This is a genomic window from Natronomonas sp. EA1 (genome assembly GCF_051195035.1).
In the GTDB taxonomy this organism is placed as follows: Archaea; Halobacteriota; Halobacteria; order Halobacteriales; family Haloarculaceae; genus JBNTJV01.
In genome coordinates this window covers 826,644-849,213 of the sequence record NZ_JBNTJV010000001.1, presented here as the reverse complement: position 1 = coordinate 849,213, position 22,570 = coordinate 826,644, and the positions used below count along the sequence as shown (strand labels likewise).

Genomic DNA, 22,570 nt, shown 5'->3' with positions numbered 1-22,570 from the left:
TCAGTCGTCCGTGTGCGCGCGGGCGCTGTCCGCCGCCCCGCCCGTCGTCTCGACGATGCCGTGTTCGAGCGCCTGTTCCGTCTCGCTGTCGAACAGGTGGACCTTCGAGCGGTCGAGGACGACCTCCATCTCCTCGTCCTCCGCGATGGTGGAGTCCGGCTCGACGCTCATCAGGAGCTGGCCGGACGCGTTCGGGTCGTCGATGTCGACCTCCGCGTCCTCCTCGGTGAGCAGGTAGACGAAGATCTCGTCACCCATCGGCTCCAGCACGTCCGTCGTGACGGAGATGGGCTTCGTCGGGTTCGCGAGCGAGTCGGCCTGCTCGGCCGGGTAGACGTCCTCCGGGCGGATGCCGACCGTCACGTTCTGATCGGGGGTGACGCCCACGTCGCTCGGCTCGAAGTCGATCTCGATCTGGCCGTCGTTGGAGTGGAAGCCGGTCGCCGTGGCCGCACCGGGGACGAAGTTCATCGACGGTGAGCCGATGAACCCCGCGACGAACAGGTTCGCGGGCTCGTTGTAACAGACGAGCGGCGGGTCGATCTGCTGGAGTTCGCCGGAGTCGATGACCGCGATTCTGTCACTCATCGTCATCGCCTCCGCCTGGTCGTGCGTGACGTAGATGATGGTCGTGTCCAGCTCCTTGTGGAGCCGCTGGAGCTCCGTCCGCATGTGGACGCGGAGCTTGGCGTCGAGGTTGGCCAGCGGCTCGTCCATCAGGAACACGTCCGGCTCGCGGACGATGGCGCGGGCGATGGCGACGCGCTGTCGCTGCCCGCCGGACATCTCGTCGGGCATCCGGTCCAACATCCCGTGGAGCTGGACGGTGTCCGCCGCGCGTTCGACGCGCCGGTCGATCTCCTCCTTCTCGTAGTTCCGAAGCCGGAGCCCGAAGGAGATGTTGTCGTACACGTCCATGTGGGGGAACAGCGCGATGTTCTGGAACACCATCGCGATCCCCCGGTCCTTCGGCGGGAGGTTCGTCACGTCCCGCTCACCGATGTGGACGGTGCCCGAGGTGGGCATCGTCAGCCCCGCGATGGTCTCCATCGTCGTGGACTTCCCGCACCCCGATGGACCGACGAGACAGACGAACTCGCCGTCCCTGATATCGAGGTTCATGTTGTCGACCGCCGTTACGTCATCGTACTGTTTGACTACGTCTTTGAGTGTGACTGATGCCATTGTTCTACTCCTTGAGTGCGCCCGAGGTGAGGCCGCTCACGATCTTTTCCTGTGCCACTACCACGAGGATGGCGACGGGGAGCACCGCGATGATGCTGCCGGCCGCCATGATACCGTAGGTGATCTCGAACTGCCCCGCCCGCTGCAGGTTCAAGAGCCCACCCACGATGGGTGCCCAGTTCTCCGGTTGCCCGTTGTTCATCAACTGGCTGAAGAAGAACTCGTTGTACACCGCGATGAACGTCAGGACGCCCGCGGTGGCGACCCCGGGGGCCGACAGCGGGACGATGACGCGGAACAGCGCGCCGAGCCGCGTGGTCCCTTCTACCCGTGCCGCGTCCTCCAGGCCGTCGGGAATCTGGCCGTAGAACGTCGTCAGGATGAAGATGGACAGCGGCAAGAACAGCGCGCTGAACGGCAGGATCATCGCGCCGGGCGTGTTGTAGAGACTGAGCCACGGGAAGACGTTCCCGGTGAACAGCCGGTACAGCGGCACGAAGAACGCCGCCGGGGGGAAGTAGCTGATCGCCAGCACGATGAGCATCATCGGCGTGCGCCCCGGGAACTCGAGGCGGCCGAAGACGTAGCCGGCGAGGCTCGCCAACAGCAACACGATGACCGTCGTGGTCAACGCGAGGAAGATGCTGTTGAACATGTATCTGAGGAAGTCGATCTTCACGAACACCTCCCGGAACACCTCGAAGTTCGCCCCCTTCGGGACGAGGCCGATCTGCCCCGCGTTCTCCGGCGTGATGGCGAGCACCAGAAGCCAGTAGAACGGGAACAGCGTGGTGAACAGGAAGAACACCGTAGCGACGTAGAACATCGCCCGGTAGGCCCGCTGTGGGTCCTCGATGGTCTTCGAAACCCACCGCTGGAGCGGGCCGCGTTTCAGCTCGCCCTCGCCGCTCATACGTCACCACGGGCGTAACCCACGATGTAGACGGAGACGACGACTCCGATGATGGCGGCCGTGATGAACGCGATGGTCGCCGAGGAGCCGAGCATCCGGTTGTTGAACGTCGTCACGACGAGACACGACAACGATGGCACGGTCGTACAGCCCGCCACGGTCTCGATGAGCCCGTAGATGCGCATCGCCTGGATGGTGCGGAACAGCATCGCGACCATCACCGTCGGCAGGATGATGGGCAGCGTGATGAGCTTGAACCGCTGCCACGGAGAGGCGCCCGCGACCTTCGCCACGTCGTAGAGGTTCCGGTCGATGGACTGCATCCCCGCGAGGATGAGCAGTGCCATGAACGCCGTCGTCTTCCAGACGTCGGCGACGATGACGATCATCGTCGCGTCCTGGGCGTTCGCGAGCGGCGTCGTCGAGATGAGCCCGAGCTGGTTGAGGATCGCCGGATTGTCGGCCGTCCCCACCAGGAACCCGATGTTCGGCTGGAACATCAGGAAGAAGATCATCCCCTGCACGACGATGGGGATCGCCCACGGCAGGATGATCGCGACCCGGACCCACCGGCGCCCCCGGAACTCCTGGTCTAAGACGAGCGCCTGGACGAATCCGAGTATCGTCTCGAAGAAGACGCTGATGACGGTGAAGATGAGCGTGACCGCGAGCGCGCTGTTGAACAGTGCGTTGACGGTCAGGCTCTGTGGCAGGAACGGCGATGGGAGCAGCGCCGTCCGTTGTCCGGTGAGGATCGCCACGTAGTTCTCGATCGCGACGAACTCGCCGACCCCGGCCCGCCCGAGGCTGTCGGCGAACAGCGACAGCCGGAACGTCGAGATGAGCGGCCAGAACGCGATCGCTCCCAACAGGAGAACGACCGGAGTCAAAAGCAAGTACGCGTACTGTGTCTCGGAGAGGTTCTCCATCCAGCGGACGGTGTTCGTGTAGATACCCCCGTCGCCGCCGGAGCCAAACCTCCCCGTTTGCTGTTCTGTGCTCATGATACTTGGTAACGCATGTCTATATGAATAATAAGTGTGTTGCCGCCCGGTGTTACGCCGAGTCCTCGATCGCCTGAAGCGACTTCTTCAGGTCCGACATCGCCTTGGTGGGCGTTTTCTCCTGACGGATGCTGGCGTTGACCTCCTTGGCGATCTGGGTGGACTCCTGCGGCCAGACGACCGTGACGGGACGCGGGAGTGCGTTCTCACCGGCGACCTGCAGGCTGTCGACGTAGCGGCCGATGACATTGAGTTTGCGCGTGCGCTCGGTCGCGATGAGGTCCGGGATCGGCGGGATCCAGCCACCGATCTCGAACATGCGGAGCCGGACGGCGTCGTTCTGGAGCGCCTTGAACAGCTGGACGGCGGCCTGCTTGCGCGCGTCGGTCGCGTTGGGGTTGAGCGTGAGATGCCAGCCACCGAGCGCGGAGGTGGACCCGCCGATGGTCTCGTACTGGGACTCGCTCTGGGAGACCGCATACGGGATGGGCATCACGCCGAGGTCCTCGCCGAAGACGTCCTCCGCCCCGTTGATGTTGATGGAGTAGGGCCAGTTGCGGTGGGCGATGACGTTGCCGTTGGTGAACGGCTTGCGCGAGGACTCCTCTTTGTACTGGACGACGGCCTCCGGCGAGATGTTCTTGATCCCGTTGAGTGCCTCGGGGTCGTTCCCCTCGCCGTAGATGAACGACCGCATCATCCGCACGGCGTTGATAGTGTTCTCGCTGTCGACGGTGATGGGGCGGTCGCCGATGGGACCGAAGTAGTTGTCGAACGCGCCGAAGTAGGAGCCGCCGTGCGAGCCCATGAACTCGACGAAGTCACAGCAGGAGAGCCCCTCGTAGGCCGCACCCTGCCAGGTGAAGCCGGTCTTGCCGGTCTCCTCCATCCCCTGTTTGACGACCTGCGAGAACTCGGACCAGGTCATCGGCTCCGTCGCCCACGTGTCGAAGTCGGAGTCGGAGTAGCCGGCCTGCCGGAGCAGGTCCTTGCGGTACTGGATGGTCGGGAAGTCCGCGAACAGGGGGATGCCGTAGAGGTCACCGTTCGACCCCTGTGCGGTCGAGACCATGTTGGAGAGGTAGTCGTTCTTCACCGTCTCCGTGATGGAGTTCGGGAGCACCTGCGAGAGGTTCGCGAGCTGCCCGCGGGCGATGAACGGGATCGTCCACCCGTTGTCCATCATCAGGACGGTCGGCTTCTCCTGCCCTGCGGAGAGGATCTGCTGGTACTTCGCGCGGCGGTCGCCCGTCGTGAACGACCCCGCGAGGAACTCGATGTTGATGTTGTCCGGGAGCCCCCCGTCCTCACGGAGCGTCTTGATGATGGCGTCCGAAGCGCCCTTGAAGTTGGAGTCGGCCGCGATCTGAATCGTGACCTCCTCTTCCGGAGCCTCGGTGCTGATGGGCGTATCCTCGCTCCCACCGCCACCGTTGTTGCCGCCGCCGTTGTTCCCGCCGCCGCCGGTACAGCCGGCGAGGCCGACTGCGATACCCGACGTACTTGCTGCTTTCACGAACCGGCGACGCGAGATGCGCCCGGAGCCGCCGTTACGCTTGCCACGCTCTGACATATCCGGCGGAGTCTAACGGCCCGACTCTAAAATATCTAGTGGATTTACAACAGCTGTTGTAAATAATTTTGTAGACTGCCAACACATCCCACGAAACCGGCTACGGTCGCTTGAACAGGTCGCTCTCGGCCGTCGCGTCCGTCGTGGGAACGGAGAGGACGGTGACCCGAGTCGCCTCCACGTCCTCCAGCATGGCTCCCCATCCCCCGACGGTGATCGTCTCCCCCTCGTCGGTGGTGACGGTGAGCGTGACCTGCCCGGAGAGCCGTTCGACCGGGTCCTGTGACTCGGGGACCCCGGAGAACTGCGCGCGGTCGAGCGTCCCCCGCACGGAGACGTCGTCGCCGGAGTTGACCTCGAACCCCTCGATGTGGACCCGTGGGGTGGCTCCCTCGTCCACGAGCGATTTCAGGTCGCGCACGCACTGGCGTACGTCGACGTAGGTGACGGGGAACGAGTCCCCGTAGTCGCTGTAGACGGTCGGCCAGTTCTCCCACAGGCAGGTGAGGAAGTACCAGTGGAAGACGAAGGTGTGCGTCCGGTCGTTGACGAGCACGCCGTACTGCTCGTGGGAGTCCGGGTGGTGTGAGAAACAGGTCTTCTCCCGGTCGACGAGCGCGACGAACGGCGCGGGCAGCGCCCGGTGGCGGACCTCCAGTGTGGCGCCTTCGAAGGCCTCGGGCGCGAGGGGTTCGGTGTCGCCGTCCGTGTGCACCGAGACGCGCGTCGAGACGCCCCGCTGGTGGGCGTCGACGAGCTGGGGACGGAGCGCCTCGAAGTCCTCCGGCGTCACCGACAGCTGGATCTGGTACTCCGCGTCCTCGATGAACGTCCGCGCGCGCTCGAGAACCGTCTGGAACCGCGTGACGATGCTCGTCCGGTTGCTCTCGAGTTTCGGCTGTTCCCACCGGTCTTCGACCTCCTCGGCGGCCGTCTCGAACTGGTTCGCTCGGTCGCGGAGGTCCTCCAGGACGGCCGCGGGGCTGTGCGCCCGCGCGTGGAGACTGTCCGTCTCGTACGTCTCGATGTAGCCGTGACTCTCCAGTCCCTCGAGCACGTCGTAGATGCGGGGTTTCGGGACCTCACTCGCCTCGGCGATGGCCGTCGCGGAGGCGGCACCGAGGTCCAACAGGGCGACGTACGCTGCGGCCTGGTACGGCGGCAGGCCCGCAGTCTCCAGCGTGGCAGCCAACTCCGCTTTCTCCATAGCTCTCCGAGGCAGTCCGAGTATCTAAATCCCGCGCCGGTTCAGGTGTCCTTCCCCGGGGCGGGCCACCGCGGCGTGACGGGTGCCTCGATGCGCTCCAGTTCCGTCTCCGACAGCGAAATATCGAGCGCGCCGAGGCTGTCGTCGAGCTGGTCGCGCGTCCGCGGGCCGATGATGGGTGCGTCGACCACGTCCTGGTGGAGCAGCCACGCGAGGCTCACCTGCGCGGGCGTGGCGTCCTTCGTCTCGGCGATGGCCTCGATGGCGTCCAGCACCTTCCAGTTCTCGTCGGTGAACCGCGCGGCGGTGTACTCGTCCTCCGCGGCGCGTCCCGACTCCGGCTCCGCGTCGCGGTCGTACTTCCCGGCGAGGAACCCGCCCGCGAGCGGCGACCACGGGACGACGCCCACGCCCTCCGCCTCGCAGGCCGGGAGGACGTTCGCCTCCTCGTGGCGGTCCACGGCGTTGTACTCCGGCTGCATCGAGACGAACCGCGCGTGGTTCTCCGCGTCGGCCTGATACAGCGCCTTCGTGAACTTCCAGGCGGGCATCGTGCTCGCGCCGACGTAGCGGACGAGCCCCTCCTCGACGAGGTGGTCGAGCGCCGCGAGCGTCTCCGAGAGGGGGACCTCGTCGTCGAACCGGTGGATCTGATAGAGGTCGATGTAGTCCGTCCCCAGCCGGTCGAGCGAGGCGTGACACTGGTCGATGATGTGCTTCCGGGAGAGCCCGGACTGGTTCGGGCCGTCGCCCATCCCGAAGTACACCTTCGTCGCGACGACGAGCTCCGAGCGGTCGCGCCCCGCGATGGCGTCGCCGACGATGCGCTCGCTCTCTCCCTGTGAGTAGACGTTCGCAGTGTCGAGGAAGTTGATGCCGGCATCGAGCGCGTCGTCGAGAATCTCGTGGCTCGCCACCTCGTCGTTCACCATCCACGGTTCGCCGCTTCCGAAGTTCATACAGCCGAGACAGAGCCGTGAGACCTCCAGCCCGGTCGAACCGAGTCGTGTGTACTCCATGTCCATACCGCCGCGATGGACGGGGAGCAAAAAGGCCTGCCGGCTGACGGCGGAACCCTCTTGCCCGCGCGGTGGGAACCGCGGACAATGTCACTGCTCGACGACCTGCGCCGGCCGGAACACACCGGGGACCGGCGCTGTTGGCCGTGTACCGTCGTGAACGTCGCCCTCGTCGCCCTCGCCGCCATCGTCACTGGCCGCAAGCGGAAGGGACTCGGCCTCCTCGTCGGGGTCGTCGGCCTCGCGCTGGTCGCCCTCCGGGGGTACGTCGTCCCCGGCACCCCCACCATCGCCCCGAAGCTCGTGGCCGCCTCGCCGCTCCCCGACGCGTGGTTCCACGACGAGCCGCCCGCAGCAGGGATCACGCAGGGGCCGGCGGTCGACCGGGGGGGAGAGCCCGACGAGACGCCGGCGACCGAGGAGACCCCGGACGACGCCTCCGAGGACCGGGAGACGCCCGACCCCGAGCAGGCCGGTGGGCTCGCCGACGAGGACGCCCCCGACGGCGAGGAGCTCCTGGGCGTGCTCGTCGAGGCGGGCGTCGTCACCGTCGAGGGGGAGGCACTCGAGTTGGCCCCCGCGTTCGCCGAGGCGTGGGAGGCGCGAATGGACGAGCTCGCGGCCCAGGATATCGAGGCGCTGGCCGACGCGGTCCGGGAGGTCGCGCACGCCGCCAAGGTCACCGCCTTCTCGAACGAGGAGGGGGCGTGGGTCATCTGCGCCGACGGGAGCGACACCTTCGAGGGGGAGACGTGGCTCACCCGGCCCGTCGCCATCGCCGAGGCCGCCGCGGTCGACGCGCTCTCGGAGTGGCTCGACGACCCCGCGCTCCGGCGGGCCGCGGCCGGCCCCCTCCGGATGTTCCTCGTCGACTGTCCCGACTGCGGCACGGAACTCGTGGAGGCGACGACGGCCTCCTGCTGTGGCGGCTACACGCGGACGAGCGAGGTGCCGGAGGACGTGCTCTCGTGTCCCGAGTGCCAGCGCTGGGTGTACGTCTTCGAGGAGTAGCTACCGTTCGCCCGCCAGCAGGTGTTCGGCGCTGGCGAGGTTCGTCGCCAGCGGGACATCGTGGACGTCACAGATGCGGAGCAGCGCGGAGATGTCCGGCTCGTGCGGCTGTGCGGTGTGCGGGTCCCGCAGGAAGACGACGGCCTCACAGCTGCCCTCTGCGACCTCCGCGCCGATCTGGAGGTCACCCCCGAGCGGTCCCGACGCCTTCCGTTCGACCGTGAGCCCGGTCGCCTCCCGGAGCCGTTTGCCAGTGGTCCCCGTCGCGATGAGGTCGAACCGCGCGAGCGTCTCCCGATGGCGGTCGGCGAAGGCGACGAGGTCGTCCTTCTTCGCGTCGTGTGCGATGAGTGCGATGCGCATGCTCTCACTCCGATGCCCCCCACCGTCAACGTTCGGGCGAGGTACTCGGACGCGAGTGAATCTATGACGTTAAGTGGGGGCCGTCCGCTGGATGAGACATGTACGCCGGTGTGGACCTCGGGGCGACGAACATCCGTGCGGTCGTCGGTGACGACGAGGGGACCATCGTCGGGAGCGACCGCCGGAGCACCCCGGCGGGGCCGACGGGTATCGCAGTCACCGAGGCCGTCCTCGGTGCCCTCCGGGCCGCCTGCGCGGACGCGGGTGTCGACCCCGACCACGTGAGGGCGGCCGGCATCGGGGCCATCGGCCCGCTGGACCTCCGCGCCGGCACCGTGGAGGACCCCGCGAACCTCCCGGACACCATCGACACCATCCCGCTCGTGGGGCCGGTCGAGAACCTCATCGGCTCCGAACGGGTCTACCTCCACAACGACACCAACGCCGGGGTCATCGGCGAGCGCTTTCACAGCGACCGCAACCCGGACGACATGGTGTATCTCACCATCTCCTCGGGGATCGGTGCGGGGGTCTGTGTCGACGGCTCCGTGCTCTCCGGCTGGGACGGCAACGCCGGCGAGGTGGGGCATATGACCCTCGACCCGCAGGGCGAGCTCCGCTGTGGCTGTGGCCACGACGGTCACTGGGAGGCGTACTGCTCCGGGAACAACATCCCGCGCTACGCCGAACACCTCCACGGCGAGGACCCCGTCGAGACCGCCGTCCCGCTCGACGACCCCGACTTCTCCGCCGCGGACGTGTTCGAACACGCCGGGAGCGACCCGTTCGCCTCCCACGTCGTCGACCAGCTCGCCCACTGGAACGCGATGGGCGTCGCCAACATCGTCCACGCCTACGCCCCCATCGTCGTCTACGTCGGTGGCGCCGTCGCCCTCCACAACACCGACCGCGTGTTAGCGCCCATCCGCGAGAAGCTCCCCGAGATGGTGATGTCGAACATCCCGGACGTGCAGCTCACCACACTCGGCGACGACGTCGTGGTGCGTGGGGCGCTCGCCAGCGCCATGACGCAGGGCACCGGCGACCGGCGCCACCTGCGTTAATCCTCCTGCCCCGCGAACGCCCGGAATACCCGCGTCGAAAAGCGCGGCGTCAGCCGGCTCGGCGGGCGACCCGCCCCCTCCGTCCGGGTCCCCGGAACCCGTTCGATGATACCGTCCTCCGCGAGCTCGTAGAGGAACCGCTCGACCGTCGACGCCGAGAGCGCCACCCGGTCGGCGATGGCCACGCTCGCGATGGAGACGGATTCACGGTTCGCCTCGTCGAGGGCGACGAGCCCGCGCAGCACCGCCAGCCTGCGCGGCGGGAGTGTCAGCACGCGACCGAGCGGCACGCCGGGGCGCGGCACGTCGGCCATCCCCTGGTCCAGCGTCGCGTCGGTGATGCGGCTCGCGCCCGCAGCCCGGGCGCGGTCGGCCGCCGCGAACCACGCGGCGAGCGCGTCGTGGGCGTCCCCGTCCGCCCAGTCGGCGACCCGTGCGAGCTGGTCGTGGGTCGCGCCGTCCCCCACCCCCTGGGAGACGCGCTCCGTCAGGAGATCGAGGAGCCCCGCGCGGTCGTACGGCTGGACCTCGATCTCTGCGAGCGTCTCGTCCCCCTCGCGGCCGACGGCGAGCCAGGCAACACCCGGGACGTCGAGCGCCGCGGCGACCGCGTCGAGGTCGGGCCCCCCCGGCTCACCCACGTGGTCGACCGCGACGACGGCCTGGTCCGTGGCGACGCGCTCCCGAAGCCGGTCGCGGAGCGTCGCCGTTCCCACGCCGTCGGCCGGCACTGAGTCTGCAAGGAGCGAGTCGAGCACGGCGTGGACCAGCCCGAACTCGCTTCGCGCGTGGCGGGCGTCCACGTAGACGAACGCGGGGGCGGACGGCGCCTGCGCGCGGGTCGTCGTGTAGATGGCCGACGCCGACCCCGTGACGAGCCGGTCGAGTTCGGCGACGAGTGCGGTGACGACCGCCGACTTCCCCGAGCCGGGGGGGCCGGAGAGCACGGCGTTCTCGGGGAGCCGCCCGTCCAGCGCGGGCGCGAGGTGGTCGAGCAGGCGCTCCACGAGCGGTCCCCGTCCCACCGGCTCGTCGAGGTGTGCGACCGGGGAGAGTGCGTCCTCGTTCACGACGAGGGGAGCCCCGCTCGACGAGCGCTGGCGTCGCCGGATGCGCGCCGCGAGGTCCATCTACTCGCGCGCCCAGTCGAGCGAGCGGTCGACCGCGTCGTGCCAGCGCTCGTGCTGCCGGTCGGCCTGCTCGGGCGACATCTCGGGGGCGAACTGCCGGTCTTCCTGCCAGTTCGCGCGGAGTTCGTCGAGGTCGGCCCAGTAGCCCACGGCGAGGCCGGCGGCGTAGGCGGCGCCGAGCGCCGTCGTCTCGTCGACCTCAGGGCGGGTGATCTCGGTGCCGATGATGTCCGCCTGGAGCTGACAGAGGAAGTTGTTCTTCACCGCGCCACCGTCCACGCGCAGGGAGGCCATCTCGATGCCGGAGTCGGCCTCCATCGCCTCGGCCACATCGCGGGTCTGGTAGGCGATGGATTCGAGAGTGGCGCGAACGATGTGCTCCCGGCGGGTGCCGCGGGTCATCCCGACGATGGTCCCGCGCGCGCGCCCATCCCAGTGGGGGGCTCCCAGCCCGGTGAACGCGGGGACCAGATAGACGCCGTCCGTGGAGTCGACGGCGCGGGCGAGCTCCTCGGTCTCCGCTGGGTTCTCGATGAGCGAGATGTCTTCGAGCCATTCGATGGCGGCGCCGGTGACGAAGATGGACCCCTCGAGCGCGTACTGGGCTGGCTCGCCCGAGCGCTGGAACCCCACCGTCGTGAGCAGGCCGTGGTCGCTCGTCACCGCCTCGTCGCCGGTGTTCATGAGGAAGAACGAGCCGGTGCCGTAGGTGTTCTTCGCGTCCCCCTCGTCGAAGCAGGTCTGGCCGAACAGCGCGGCCTGCTGATCGCCGAGCGCGCCCGCGACGGGGACCTCCGCACCGAGGAACCCCTCGGGGTCCGTCGTCCCGTAGAACGCGTCGTCGCTGGAGGGGCGCACCTCGGGGAGGATGGCCTCGGGGACCCGGAACTCCTCGAGGAGCTCGGGGTCCCACTCCAGCTCGTGGATGTCGAACAGCATCGTCCGCGAGGCGTTCGTGACGTCCGTGACGTGCTCGCCGGTGAGCTTGTAGATGAGCCAGGCGTCGATGGTGCCGAACATGAGCTCCCCCTCCTCCGCGCGGTCGCGGATGTCCTCGGGCCGGGTGCGCTGGAGCTTGATGGGGTCGGCGTTGTCGAGCAGCCACTCCGCCTTCGTCGCGGAGAAGTAGGCGTCCGGTTCGAGGCCGGTGCGCTCGCGGACCCAGTCCGTCTTCCCCGCCGCCTCCAGCTGTTCGATGCGCTCCGTGGTGCGCCGGTCCTGCCAGACGAGCGCGTTGTGGACGGGTTCGTCGGTGGCCGCATCCCACAGCAGGGTCGTCTCGCGCTGGTTCGTGATCCCGAGCGCCGCGAGCTGCTGGGCCTCGATGCCCGCCTCGGCGAGCGCGCGCGTCACCACCGTCTTGGTGTTCTCCCAGATCTCGTGGGGGTCGTGTTCGACCCACCCCGGCTCCGGGTAGTACTGTTCGTGCGTCTCGTAGGCGTTCGCCACGACCTCCCCCGCGTGGTCGAACACCATGAACCGCGTTCCGGTCGTCCCCTGGTCGATCGCGCCGACGTAGCTGTCTTCCATGTGTGTCACCTCGTGGCCACCAATTCTTTACTGGTGGTTCACGTCTGCGTGGCACATCCCACGACGCCCAATTAAATCTTACCCGTGACCCCCCTCGATATTCGCCGTTTCGAGCGTATCAACCGAGGAGGGCGAGGAGCGTCCAGCAAGAAATCGTTACTGCCGGTCGGAAACATCCAAGTGGGTGGGGCGCACACACTCCCCCAACCGAATGGCATCGACACCAACCGTCGTGGTCATCGGTGGGGGCTCGACGGGCACGGGCATCGTCCGCGATCTGGCGATGCGCGGGCTCGACGCGGTCCTCGTCGAGAAGGGGAACCTCACCCACGGGACCACGGGACGGATGCACGGCCTGCTCCACTCCGGGGGGCGCTACGCCGTCTCCGACCAGAAGTCGGCGAGAGAGTGTATCGAGGAGAACCGCGTCCTCCGGGAGATCGCGAGCCACTGCGTCGAGGAGACCGGAGGCCTGTTCGTCAAACGCCCCGAGGACTCCGAGGCGTACTTCCAACAGAAGCTGCAGGGCTGTCGCGACTGCGACATCCCCGCCGAAGTGCTCACGGCAGCGGAGGCCCGCGCGATGGAGCCACATCTCGCCGACGACATCGAGAAGGCCATCCGAGTCCCGGACGCGGCCATCGACCCGTTCCGGCTGTGTGTCGCGAACGCCGTCGACGCGGAGCGACACGGCGCGCGCATCGAGACCCACGCGGAGGTCACCGATATTCTCGTTCAGGACGGCGAAGTCGTCGGCGTCGAGGTGGAACACGACTCCGGGCCGGGGAAGCGCACCCACCGAACCCCGGGCGAGACGGAGCGCATCGAGGCCGACTACGTCGTCAACGCGACCGGCGCGTGGGCCGGCCGAATCGGGGAGATGGCCGGCGTCGACATCGCGGTCCGGCCCTCGAAGGGTGTGATGACCGTGATGAACACCCGGCAGGTCGACACGGTCGTGAACCGCTGCCGTCCGAAAGGGGATGCGGACATCATCGTCCCCCACGAGACGGCCTGCATCCTCGGCACCACCGACGAGGAGGTCTCGGACCCGGAGGACTACCCCGAGGAGGAGTGGGAGGTCGACCTGATGATCGACACCCTCTCGGAGCTCGTACCGATGCTCGAAGACGCCCGGACGGTGCGCTCGTTCTGGGGCGTCCGCCCCCTCTATGAACCCCCGGAGACCGGCAGCGAGGACCCCACGGACATCACGCGGGACTTCTTCCTGCTCGACCACGCGGAACGCGACGACCTCCCCGGCATGACGAGCATCGTCGGCGGGAAGCTCACCACCTACCGGATGATGGCCGAGTCCATCACCGACCACGTCTGTGAGCTGCTGGGCGTCGACGCCGAGTGCCGCACGGCCGAGGAACCGCTCCCCGGGAGCGAACACCCCGGTGACCTCGACGCGGCGATGGAGCGGTTCGGCCTCCGGTCACCGGTCGCCCGGCGCTCGACCCAGCGGCTCGGTTCCCGCACCGAGGACGTGCTCTCGAAGGCGGACCCGAACCCCGTGCTCTGTTCGTGTGAGGCCGTCACCCGCGCCGAGGTGCAGGACGCCATCGAGCAGTCCGGGACGGACCTCAACGCCGTCCGCCTCCGTACGAGAGCCTCGATGGGGAACTGCCAGGGCGGCTTCTGCTGTCACCGCATCGCGAGCGAGCTCTACCCCTCCCACGACGAGGTGGTCGTCGACGACGCGCTCTCCGAACTCGTCGAGGAGCGCTGGAAGGGCGAGCGCCACGCGCTGTGGGGCGAACAGCTCTCGCAGGCCGCGCTCAACTACACGCTGCAGGCGACGACGATGAACCGGGACGCGGACCCGGTCGAGAGAGACGTGGACTGGGGCGCGTTCGACGCGGGCGCGGAGGTGGCCGATGGCGATTGAGGACGACGTGCTCGTCGTCGGCGGTGGGCTCGCGGGCGTGACCGCCGCGCTCGCCGCCGCACGTGAGGGCGCACGCGTGCGACTCCTCTCGAAGAAGGAGTCCTCCCTCCGACTCGCCTCCGGGCTGGTCGACGCACTCGGGGTCGTGGACGGGGCGTTCGTCGCCGACCCGTACGACGCCATCGAGGGGCTTCCCGAGACACACCCGTACCGCATCCTGGGAGCCGACACCCTCCGCGAGGGGCTCGCGCTGTTCGACTCCGTGGCCGAGTATCGGGGTGGCCACACGGACGCGAACGCGCTCGTCCCCACCCACGTCGGGTCGGTGAAACCCACGGCGCGCTACCCGGACTCGGTCGCATCCGGGCTGGCGAGTAGAGATGAGAAGACGCTGCTCGTCGGATTCGAGGCCGAACCCGACCTCGACGCGCCGCTCGCGGCCGCCCACCTGGAGCGCGCGGGCGTTCCCTTCGACGTGTCGGGCGCGACCGTCGCGTTCCCCGGCGACCTCCGGGACGACGCGAAGGTGACGCGGTTCGCGAAACTGCTCGACGAGGAGCCCTCCGTGCGCCGGGAGCTGGCCGAGCGCGTGAAACCCCACCTCGACGGGGCGGCGCGCGTGGGGTTCCCGGCCGTCCTCGGCCAGGACCACGCGAGCGAGGTCCGGGCGGCGCTCGAATCCCACCTCGGGGCGACGGTGTTCGAGATTCCGATGGGACCACCCTCGCTGCTCGGGTTGCGCCTGCAGGAGCGGCTGTACGAGGCGCTGGATGCCGAAGGCGTCGCGGTCGAGACGGGGAACCCCGTGGTGGATTTCGATGCCGCAGAAGGAGAGATCGAGCAGGTCGTCGCCGAGCACACCCACACGCGGGTCCCCTACGCCGCGAGCCAGTACGTGCTCGCCACGGGCGGGCTCGTCGGGAAGGGCATCGACTCCACGCGCGAGGTCGTCCGGGAGCCGGTGTTCGGCTGTCACGTCGCGCACCCCGAGAACCGGTACGAGTGGTTCGCGGACGGGGCGTACGGCGACCACCCGTTCGCCCGCTTCGGCGTGGGTATCGACGCGGACGCGCGCCCCCTCGACGGCGAGGGCGAAGTGGAGTACGAGAACCTGCGGGCCGCGGGCGGCGTGGTCGGCGGGGCGGATATCGCGGCCGAGAAATCGGGAAGCGGTGTCTCGCTCGCGACCGGCTACGTGGCCGGGCAGCGAGCGGGGGAGCTGATCTGAAATGAGCAAGACAGACGACGGACTGATCGACGTGTTCACCGGCGAGGAGATCGACCTCCGCGACGGTGCCGATTCGTGTTACAAGTGCTCCGCGTGCGACGTGTCGTGTCCCGTCGCGGAGGTGGACGACGAGTTCCCCGGCCCGAAGTTCCAGGGGCCGGAGCAGTGGCGGCTCAAACGCCAGGAGGACACCGACATCGACGAGTCGGTGATGAAGTGTTCGAACTGCATGCGGTGTGACGGGGCCTGCCCCTCCGACGTGCCACTCTCGGAGATGCACAACACGGCACGCGGGGAGTACGTCGCGGAGCACATGAGCAAACTGTCGCGCGAATACTGGCGCAACCGCATCCTCGCGAACTACGGCACGCTCGCCCGCATCGGCTCGAAGGTGCCGCGGCTCACGAACCTCGTGATGGGCTCGCGGGTGACCCAGTGGGCCAACGAGAAACTGCTGGGCATCACGAGCGAACGGGAGTTCCCCGAATTCGCGAGGGAGCCGTTCACGGAGTGGTGGGCGCAGCGAGGCGGCGCAGCCGCCTCGAAAGAGCGAGCGCGGGAGGCGCGAGCAGAGCGGGGGGGAGCCAATGTTCAAAGCGAGGAGAAGCGCGTCGCCTACTTCCACGGCGACTACGCGAACTACAACACCCCGGAGGTGGCGAAGGCGATGGTCCGGGTGTTCGAACACTACGGCTACGAGGTCGTCGTCCCCGACCAGCGCTGCTCCGGCACGCCGATGTTCGCCAACGGGATGCTGGAGGACGCGAAACGCGCGGCGAAGTTCAACGTCGACACGCTCTCGGACCTCATCGACGAGGGGTACGACATCGTCGCCTCCTGTACCTCCTGTTCGATGGCGCTCAGACAGGAGTACCCGGAGCTGTTCCAGTTCTCCGACACCGAGCGGGTGGCCGCGCACACCTACGAGGCGCTCGAGTACCTGCGTATCCACGAGTCGGTGCGTGAGGACGTCGCTGCCGCCGAGGTGGCGTTCGAGGATATCGCCTACCACGCGCCGTGTCACGCGCGGAATCAGGGGCTCGACCGGCAGGCGGTCGAACTCTTCGGCGAGGTGGACGGGATGGCCATCGAGGACGTGGGCGACTCCTGTTCCGGCATCTCGGGGACCTACGGCTGGAAGGCGGAGAACTACGAGACCTCCATGAAGATCGGCGAGGAGATGTTCGACCACATGGACTCCGCGGAGGGCGAAACCGGGATGACGGAGTGTCCCACCTGCGCGATGCAGATGGAACACGGGACGGGCTACGACATCCGGCACCCGCTGGAGCTGCTCGAGGCTGCGGTCGTCGAGTGATCAGTCGCTGCGGACGAACGTGACCGGGCAGGGGGCGTTCAGCATGATGGCCTGCGCCGTCGACCCGAAGACGGCCTTCCCGGTGGGCGAGCGCTTGCGGCCGCCGACGATGAGGAGGTCGACACCGGCGTCCTCGGCGAAGTCGACGACCTCCTCCTCTTTCTCCCCGACGCGGCCGTGCCAGGTGAACTCCACGCCGGCCTCGGTCAGCATGTCGCCGAACTCACGGATGGTGGTGTGACGTTTCGCCACGTCGTCGGGCGTGACCTCCGAGTCGGGGTCGAACTCCAGTTTCTCCCGGAGGTCCCCGTAGGCGTCCTTCGAGAAGACGTGCAACAGCTCGACCGTGGCACCGGCGGGGCCGGCGATGTCGATGGCTGTCCGCGCGAGCGATTCGATCCGGTCTTCGTCCCCTTCGCCGACGGCGACGAGGACATTCTCGAGACCCATACCCGGCAATACTCGCTCCTACGTGTTAAAGCTTGAGTAATTTATTCAGAAGTGAGTGAATATTTGACTACCCGGTGTTCTTCATCCCCGCGGCGATGCCTTTCACGGTGAGCCGGAGGGTCCGGGCCTCCATCTCGGTGTGGTCGTCCCGGCCGAGGAGCTTCATCTGGAGGTAGTTCAGCGGGTCCACGTAGGGGTTCCGCCGGGCGAGGTTCTCCTCCAGCCACTCACGGTGGAGCAGCCCGTCGTCACCCGTGATCTGGAGGACGAGGTCGCGGGCGCGGTCGTGCTCGTCCGTGAGCCGGGGGAAGATGCGGTCGCGCAGCTCCTCGTCGGCGAGGTCCGCGTAGCCCGCCGCGATCTCGAGATCCGTGCGCGCGAGCGACATCCCCGCGTTGTCGATCATCGTCCGGAAGAACGGCCAGCCGTTGTACATCTCGCGGAGCATCTCGATGTCGCCACCCTCCGCCAGGTAGGCTTCCAGTCCGGTCGCCAGCGAGTACCAGCCGGGGATGATACACCGCGCCTGCGTCCACGAGAACACCCACGGGATCGCCCGCAGGTCCTCTACCGACCGCTCCTCGCTGCGTGAGGCCGGTCTCGAGCCGAGGTTCAGGTCCTCGATGACCGTGATGGGGGTGGCCTGCTCGAAGTAGGAGACGAACCCCTCCGTCTCGAGGAGGTCGCGGTACTCGGCGCGGGCCGCGTCCGCGGCCGTCTCCATCGCCTCGTGCCACGCCTCGGGAACGGGGTCCTCGTCGCTCTCCACCGCCCGGTACCGCGCGCGGAGCTGGGCGTTCAGCATCTGCTCTAAGTTCCGTTCGGCGATGTCCGGGTTCGCGTACTTCTCGGCGATCGCCTCCCCCTGCTCGGTGAACTTCACCTGCCCCGTCACCGTCTCTTGGGGCAGCGCGAGCAGCGCGTCGTTCATCGGCCCGCCACCCCGCGAGATCGACCCGCCCCGCCCGTGGAACAGCCGGAGGTCGATGTCGTAGTCCTCACAGATCGCCGCCAGCCGTTTCTGGTTCCGGTGCAGCGACCACTGCGCCGCCAGATAGCCGTTCTCCTTGTTCGAATCCGAGTAGCCCAGCATGATCTCCTGGGTGCCGTTGCGCGCCTCGACAGCGGCCGCGTACGCCTCGTTCTCGAACAGCGTCCCCATGATGCGCCGCGCACCCGACAGCGCGTACTCCGTCTCCAGCAGGGGGACCACGTCCAGCCCGCAGTGGCCGGGGAGGTCCGCGACGCCGGCCTGATCCGCGAGGAACAGCACCTCCAGCACGTGCGACGGCTCCTCACACATCGAGATGCAGTAGGTGTCGATGGCGTCCACCCCGTACTCACGCTGCCACTCGGCGGTGGAGTCGAACAGCTCCAGCACCTTCGCCGCGGTGTCGGAGAGCCCCGTCCGGTCCCCCACGTCGACGACGGGGTCGGCCTCGAGGATGGCATCGGTGAGCAGCTCGACGCGGTCCTGTTCGTCGAGCGCTTCGTAGTCGATCCCCTCGCGGGCGAGCGCCTCCGTCACCGCCTGCGTGTGGTTCGCCTGATGGTCACGCAGATCGAGACTGGCGAGCGAGAAGCCGAACGTGGAGACCTGCCGCGCGAGCGGGTCGACGTGCTCGGCCGCGACCGTCTCGGCCCCGTTGCGCCGAAGGTCGTCGGCGATGACCTCCAGGTCGGCGAGCAGCGCGCCGTGGTCGTCGTAGCCGCCCGGCCGGACGCTCCCCACCCGGTCGACGCGCTCGCGCATCAGCTTGAGCAGCTGGCGGTACGGCTCGTTCGGATAGCGCGTCTCGGCCTCCTCCGCGGCGGCGGGGAGGGCGTCGGCGTGGACCTCCAGCCGCTCGCGGACCTCCTCGCCGAGGTCGAGACGGGTCGCGTCCTGACTGAGCACGCCCGAGAGGCGTTTCAGGGCCGTGCGGTACTTCGAGAGGACCACACTCCGCTGGCGTTCGAGCGTCTTCGCCGTCGTCTCCGGCGTCACGTAGGGGTTGCCGTCGCGGTCGCTGCCCGCCCACGAGCGGAACTCGAACAGCTTCGGCACCGAGAGGTCGTCGTACGCCTCGCCGAGCTCGCTCTCGAGTTCGTCGTACACCTCGCCGACCACGTCGAACAGCGTGTTCTCGAGGTACCACTGGACGTTCAGCGCCTCGTCGGTCACCTCGGGGGCGCGTTCGCGAAGCTGCGGGGTCTGCCAGAGGCTCGTCACCTCGGCGTCGAGCGCGCGTTCGAGAGCCGCCTCCTCGTCTGAGGTCAACCGCCCTTCGTCCAGCGTCCGGAGGTGGCCCGCGACTGACCGGAGCTTCGCCTTCACGGTCTTTCGCCGGGCCTCCGTCGGGTGGGCCGTGAACGTCGGCTCGATGAGCACGTCGTCGAGCACCCCTCGAACCGTCTCCGCGTCGGCGTCGGCCTCGTCGAGCGCGTCGACCGCCGCGGCGATGCTGTCGGCGACCGTCCCGGCCTCGTTCCCCTGCCGGATGGCCCGGACCCGCTCGCGCTCCTCGGCGAGGTTGATGAGTTCGAAGTAGGTCGTGAACGCCCGCGCGACCTCGCTCTCGAGGCTCGCGGACATCTCCGTGACCTCCGATTCGAGCGCGGCTCTGGAGTCCGCATCGCCGCGTCGGTAGTCGATCGCCGCGCGGCGGGCGGTCTCCACGGAGTCGAACGCGTCGTCGGTCGACTGGTCCCGGATGACGTCCCCCAGAAGCGCACCCAACTCCCGGACGTCCTGTTCGACGTCCCTGTTATGTAATGGCGTGTCACTCATATCCGTACGTCATACCCGCACGCACAGCGCCAAAAGAATTACTACCGAAATCCGAGTTAATAATTACACAGTTTCGCCGTCACGATGGCGGTCGGGAAGCCGGCCCGGTACGGCCGAGTCTGCACGTTTCGGTGGCTTTTACGTAACCCCCCGCGGAGGGGGAGCCATGAGCGAGGACTTCCGAATCGAGGAGGACAGTCTCGGTGAGATGCAGGTGCCGGCGGAGGCGTACTGGGGCGCCCAGACCCAGCGTGCCGTCCAGAACTTCCCCATCTCGGGTATCACGTTCGGTCGTCGGTTCATCCGTGCACTCGGCGTCGTCAAGAAATCTGCGGCCCGCGCAAATGCTGACCTCGAGCTCGTCCCCGAGGACAAGGCGGAGGCCATCATCGCGGCCGCCGATGAGGTCATCGCCGGCGAGCACGACGAGCACTTCCCGGTCGACGTGTTCCAGACCGGCTCCGGCACGTCCTCGAACATGAACGCCAACGAGGTCATCGCCAACCGCGCCACCGAGATCTACGGTGGGGACATGGGCACCCGCGAGATCCACCCGAACGACCACGTGAACTTCGGGCAGTCGAGCAACGACGTCATCCCGACCGCGATGCATATCGCTTCGCTCGAGGCCGTCGAGAACGACGTCATCCCCGCGCTCACCAAGCTCGCGGACGCCCTCGCCGCGAAGGAACAGGCGTTCGACGGCGTCGTCAAGACGGGCCGCACCCACCTGCAGGACGCGACGCCCGTCCGGCTGGGCCAGGAGTTCGGCGGCTACCGCACGCAGATCGAGAAGGGCATCCGCCGGGTCTCCGCCACCCGCGAACACCTCTCGGAGCTCGCGCTCGGCGGGACGGCTGTCGGGACGGGGCTCAACACCCACCCGCAGTTCCCCGCGAAGGCCGCGGAGTACATCTCCGCCGAGACGGGGCTCGGCTTCCGCGAAGCCGACAACCACTTCGAGGCGCAGGCCGCCCACGACGCCATGTCCGAGGCCCACGGCGCGCTGCGCACCGTCGCCGGGAGCCTCAACAAGATCGCCAACGACCTCCGGCTGCTCGCCTCCGGCCCGCGCAACGGGCTCGGCGAGATCGACCAGCCCGAGAACCAGCCCGGCTCCTCCATCATGCCCGGCAAGATCAACCCCGTCGTCGCCGAGGCCGTCAACCAGGTCCACAAGCAGGTCGTCGGCAACGACGCGGCCGTCGCCGCGGGCGCGGCCGAGGGGCAGATCGACCTGAACCTTTATAAACCAGTTCTCGCCCACAACTTCCTCCAGTCCGCCCAGCTCATCGCGAACTCCAGCGACGTGTTCGCGGAGCGGTTCGTCGCCAAACTGGAAGCCGACGAGGAGCACTGCGAGCGGCAGGTCGAGCAGTCGATGGCGCTCGCCACCGCGCTGAACCCGACCATCGGCTACGACAAGGCCTCGAAGGTCGCCAAGAAGGCGCTCGCCGAGGGGAAGACCGTCCGCGAGGTCGTCGTCGCGGAGGGCTACCTCTCCGAGGAGGAGGCCGACGAGGTGCTCGACCCCGCGAAGATGACGGAGCCGGGCATCCTCGGCGACGACTGACCCGGGCGCGCAGGCTATCTTGGCTTCCCGCGTAGGGGAGCTATGGCAAAGCACACCACACGACCGCTTCCCGTTCTCGGGCTCCCCGAGCCCCTCCAGTCGCCGGAACGTCGGCTCGACCCGTTCCCGTGGTACGCCGAGATGCGCGCCGAAGGGGTGGTCTACGACACCGAACGCGAGTGTTACGACGTGTTCGGCTACGACGAGTGCCGGCGCGTGCTGGCCGACTGGTCGCACTTCTCCTCGAAGCGAACCGAAGCCCTCCTCCCCGAGGAGATGGAGGAACTGGCCGACAACCCGATGGCGACCGACTCCATCATCACGATGGACCCGCCCCGCCACACCGCGCTTCGGTCGGTGATCGACGCCCACTTCACCCCCCGTCGGCTCGCCACGCTCGAGGAACACATCCGGGAGCTCGCCGACGGCCTGCTCGACGGCATCGCGGGGGAGTTCGAGGCCGTCGAGACGCTCTCGTGGCCCCTCCCGGTGATGGTCATCGCCGAACTCCTCGGGATTCCCGTCGAGGAACGCGCCCAGTTCAAGGCGTGGTCGGACGACCTCATCGAGTCGCCGCCCGTGGTGGACGAGAACAACATCGACGGGATCGTCGCGTCCCGGACGGCGGTGCTGGAGGAGCTCACCGACTACTTCGCCGACGTGCTGGAGGAACGCCGCGCGAACCCCGGTGAGGACCTCATCTCCGTCCTCGTCGAGGCGGATATCGACGGGGACCCCCTCACGGAAGACGAACTGCTCGCCTTCTGCGTCCTCCTGCTCGTCGCGGGCAACATCACCACGACGAACCTCATCACGAACTGCCTGTGGACCTTCGCCGAGTACGACTGCTGGGAGGAGCTTCGGTGTGACCGCGTCCCCGTGGCGTCGGCCGTCGAGGAGGTGCTGCGGTTCCGTCCCCCGGTACAGTCCGTCGTGCGCGTCGCGGGCGAGGGCGCGACCCTCGATGGCGAGCCGATCCCCGAGGAGGCGCTGGTGTTCGCGTGGCTCGCGAGCGCGAACTGCGACCCCGCGGCCTTCCCCGACGCCGACCGCTTCCTCCCCACGCGCATCCCGAACCCCCACCTCGCGTTCGGTCACGGCATCCACTTCTGTCTCGGCGCGCCGCTCGCCAGACTGGAGACCCGTATCGCCATCGAGGCCCTGCTCGACGCGGCCGACCGAATCGAGTTCGAGATCGACGACCTCGAACCGCTCGACAGCGCCTTCCTCCACTCGGTGAAGCGCCTGGAGGGGACGCTCACACCGGCCGTGCTCCCCGCCTGAGCGGGGCCTGCGGCAGGTCGAGCGCCGTGCACGAATGCGCAAACCGGTTAACCA

Annotated in this window: 18 protein-coding genes; 7 read left to right on the top strand and 11 right to left on the bottom strand. The window is 68.1% G+C overall.

The annotated features are described in order from the left end of the window. The 6 genes from ACQUQR_RS04600 to ACQUQR_RS04575 all read right to left on the bottom strand — a co-directional run bounded on the left by ACQUQR_RS04600 (nt 1) and on the right by ACQUQR_RS04575 (nt 6,901). Complete coding sequence (locus ACQUQR_RS04600; RefSeq protein ID WP_435195114.1) at nt 1-1,185, bottom strand: ABC transporter ATP-binding protein; 1,185 nt, start codon at nt 1,183-1,185, stop codon at nt 1-3. 4 nt (nt 1,186-1,189) lie between these two features. Continuing rightward, complete coding sequence (locus tag ACQUQR_RS04595) at nt 1,190-2,098, bottom strand: carbohydrate ABC transporter permease (RefSeq protein ID WP_435195112.1); 909 nt, start codon at nt 2,096-2,098, stop codon at nt 1,190-1,192. Continuing rightward, nucleotides 2,095-3,102: a carbohydrate ABC transporter permease gene (locus tag ACQUQR_RS04590; protein WP_435195111.1), complete on the bottom strand. Its 1,008-nt coding sequence runs from the start codon at nt 3,100-3,102 to the stop codon at nt 2,095-2,097. Before ACQUQR_RS04590 ends, ACQUQR_RS04595 begins: the two co-directional genes overlap by 4 nt. Before the next feature lie 52 nt (nt 3,103-3,154). Beyond that, the gene (locus tag ACQUQR_RS04585; RefSeq protein ID WP_435195503.1) at nt 3,155-4,618 is read right to left on the bottom strand and encodes an extracellular solute-binding protein; all 1,464 of its coding nucleotides are present in this window, start codon (nt 4,616-4,618) and stop codon (nt 3,155-3,157) included. 157 nt (nt 4,619-4,775) lie between these two features. Then, complete coding sequence (locus ACQUQR_RS04580) at nt 4,776-5,882, bottom strand: TrmB family transcriptional regulator sugar-binding domain-containing protein (protein ID WP_435195110.1); 1,107 nt, start codon at nt 5,880-5,882, stop codon at nt 4,776-4,778. A gap of 41 nt (nt 5,883-5,923) precedes the next feature. Continuing rightward, nucleotides 5,924-6,901, bottom strand: coding sequence for an aldo/keto reductase (locus tag ACQUQR_RS04575; protein ID WP_435195502.1), 978 nt, complete (start codon nt 6,899-6,901; stop codon nt 5,924-5,926). A gap of 87 nt (nt 6,902-6,988) precedes the next feature. On the opposite strand from ACQUQR_RS04575, the gene ACQUQR_RS04570 reads away from it, so the two are divergent. Then, nucleotides 6,989-7,912: a hypothetical protein gene (locus tag ACQUQR_RS04570; RefSeq protein ID WP_435195108.1), complete on the top strand. Its 924-nt coding sequence runs from the start codon at nt 6,989-6,991 to the stop codon at nt 7,910-7,912. Here the strand turns inward: ACQUQR_RS04570 and mgsA are convergent, their stop codons facing one another. Further along, on the bottom strand, nt 7,913-8,275 hold the full coding sequence (gene mgsA, locus ACQUQR_RS04565) for a methylglyoxal synthase (RefSeq protein WP_435195106.1): 363 nt from the start codon (nt 8,273-8,275) through the stop codon (nt 7,913-7,915). 98 nt (nt 8,276-8,373) lie between these two features. Here mgsA and ACQUQR_RS04560 point away from each other — a divergent pair, with 98 nt between their 5' ends. Beyond that, entirely contained in the window at nt 8,374-9,339 is a 966-nt protein-coding gene (locus ACQUQR_RS04560; protein ID WP_435195105.1) for an ROK family protein, read from the top strand. Here the strand turns inward: ACQUQR_RS04560 and ACQUQR_RS04555 are convergent. Next, on the bottom strand, nt 9,336-10,469 hold the full coding sequence (locus ACQUQR_RS04555; protein WP_435195103.1) for a Cdc6/Cdc18 family protein: 1,134 nt from the start codon (nt 10,467-10,469) through the stop codon (nt 9,336-9,338). The two genes, ACQUQR_RS04560 and ACQUQR_RS04555, sit on opposite strands and share 4 nt — an antisense overlap. Continuing rightward, nucleotides 10,470-11,999: a glycerol kinase GlpK gene (glpK, locus tag ACQUQR_RS04550; RefSeq protein ID WP_435195101.1), complete on the bottom strand. Its 1,530-nt coding sequence runs from the start codon at nt 11,997-11,999 to the stop codon at nt 10,470-10,472. It lies immediately after the preceding gene. A gap of 211 nt (nt 12,000-12,210) precedes the next feature. Between glpK and glpA the strand changes: the two genes are divergently transcribed. Genes glpA through ACQUQR_RS04535 form a run of 3 tightly spaced genes read left to right on the top strand, consistent with a single transcriptional unit; the run spans nt 12,211 to nt 16,439 of the window. Then, entirely contained in the window at nt 12,211-13,893 is a 1,683-nt protein-coding gene (gene glpA, locus ACQUQR_RS04545) for an anaerobic glycerol-3-phosphate dehydrogenase subunit GlpA (protein ID WP_435195099.1), read from the top strand. Beyond that, nucleotides 13,883-15,121: a glycerol-3-phosphate dehydrogenase subunit GlpB gene (gene glpB, locus ACQUQR_RS04540; RefSeq protein WP_435195097.1), complete on the top strand. Its 1,239-nt coding sequence runs from the start codon at nt 13,883-13,885 to the stop codon at nt 15,119-15,121. Before glpA ends, glpB begins: the two co-directional genes overlap by 11 nt. 1 nt (nt 15,122) lies before the next feature. Beyond that, nucleotides 15,123-16,439 carry an anaerobic glycerol-3-phosphate dehydrogenase subunit C gene (locus ACQUQR_RS04535; protein WP_435195095.1) on the top strand — a complete coding sequence of 439 codons (1,317 nt, stop codon included), beginning with the start codon at nt 15,123-15,125 and terminating at the stop codon, nt 16,437-16,439. Here ACQUQR_RS04535 and ACQUQR_RS04530 read toward each other — a convergent pair whose 3' ends face one another. Together ACQUQR_RS04530 and ppc are read right to left on the bottom strand one after the other, a co-directional pair. Next, a complete protein-coding gene (locus ACQUQR_RS04530; RefSeq protein ID WP_435195094.1) occupies nt 16,440-16,889 on the bottom strand; it encodes a universal stress protein in 450 nt (149 codons plus the stop codon). It lies immediately after the preceding gene. Nucleotides 16,890-16,956: 67 nt separating this feature from the next. Then, nucleotides 16,957-19,659, bottom strand: a complete 2,703-nt coding sequence (gene ppc, locus ACQUQR_RS04525) for a phosphoenolpyruvate carboxylase (RefSeq protein ID WP_435195093.1) — start codon at nt 19,657-19,659, stop codon at nt 16,957-16,959. Nucleotides 19,660-19,825: 166 nt separating this feature from the next. Here ppc and ACQUQR_RS04520 point away from each other — a divergent pair, with 166 nt between their 5' ends. Then, nucleotides 19,826-21,232, top strand: coding sequence for a class II fumarate hydratase (locus ACQUQR_RS04520; protein WP_435195091.1), 1,407 nt, complete (start codon nt 19,826-19,828; stop codon nt 21,230-21,232). A gap of 42 nt (nt 21,233-21,274) precedes the next feature. Beyond that, nucleotides 21,275-22,516, top strand: a complete 1,242-nt coding sequence (locus ACQUQR_RS04515; protein WP_435195089.1) for a cytochrome P450 — start codon at nt 21,275-21,277, stop codon at nt 22,514-22,516. The last annotated feature ends 54 nt before the right edge of the window (nt 22,517-22,570 follow it).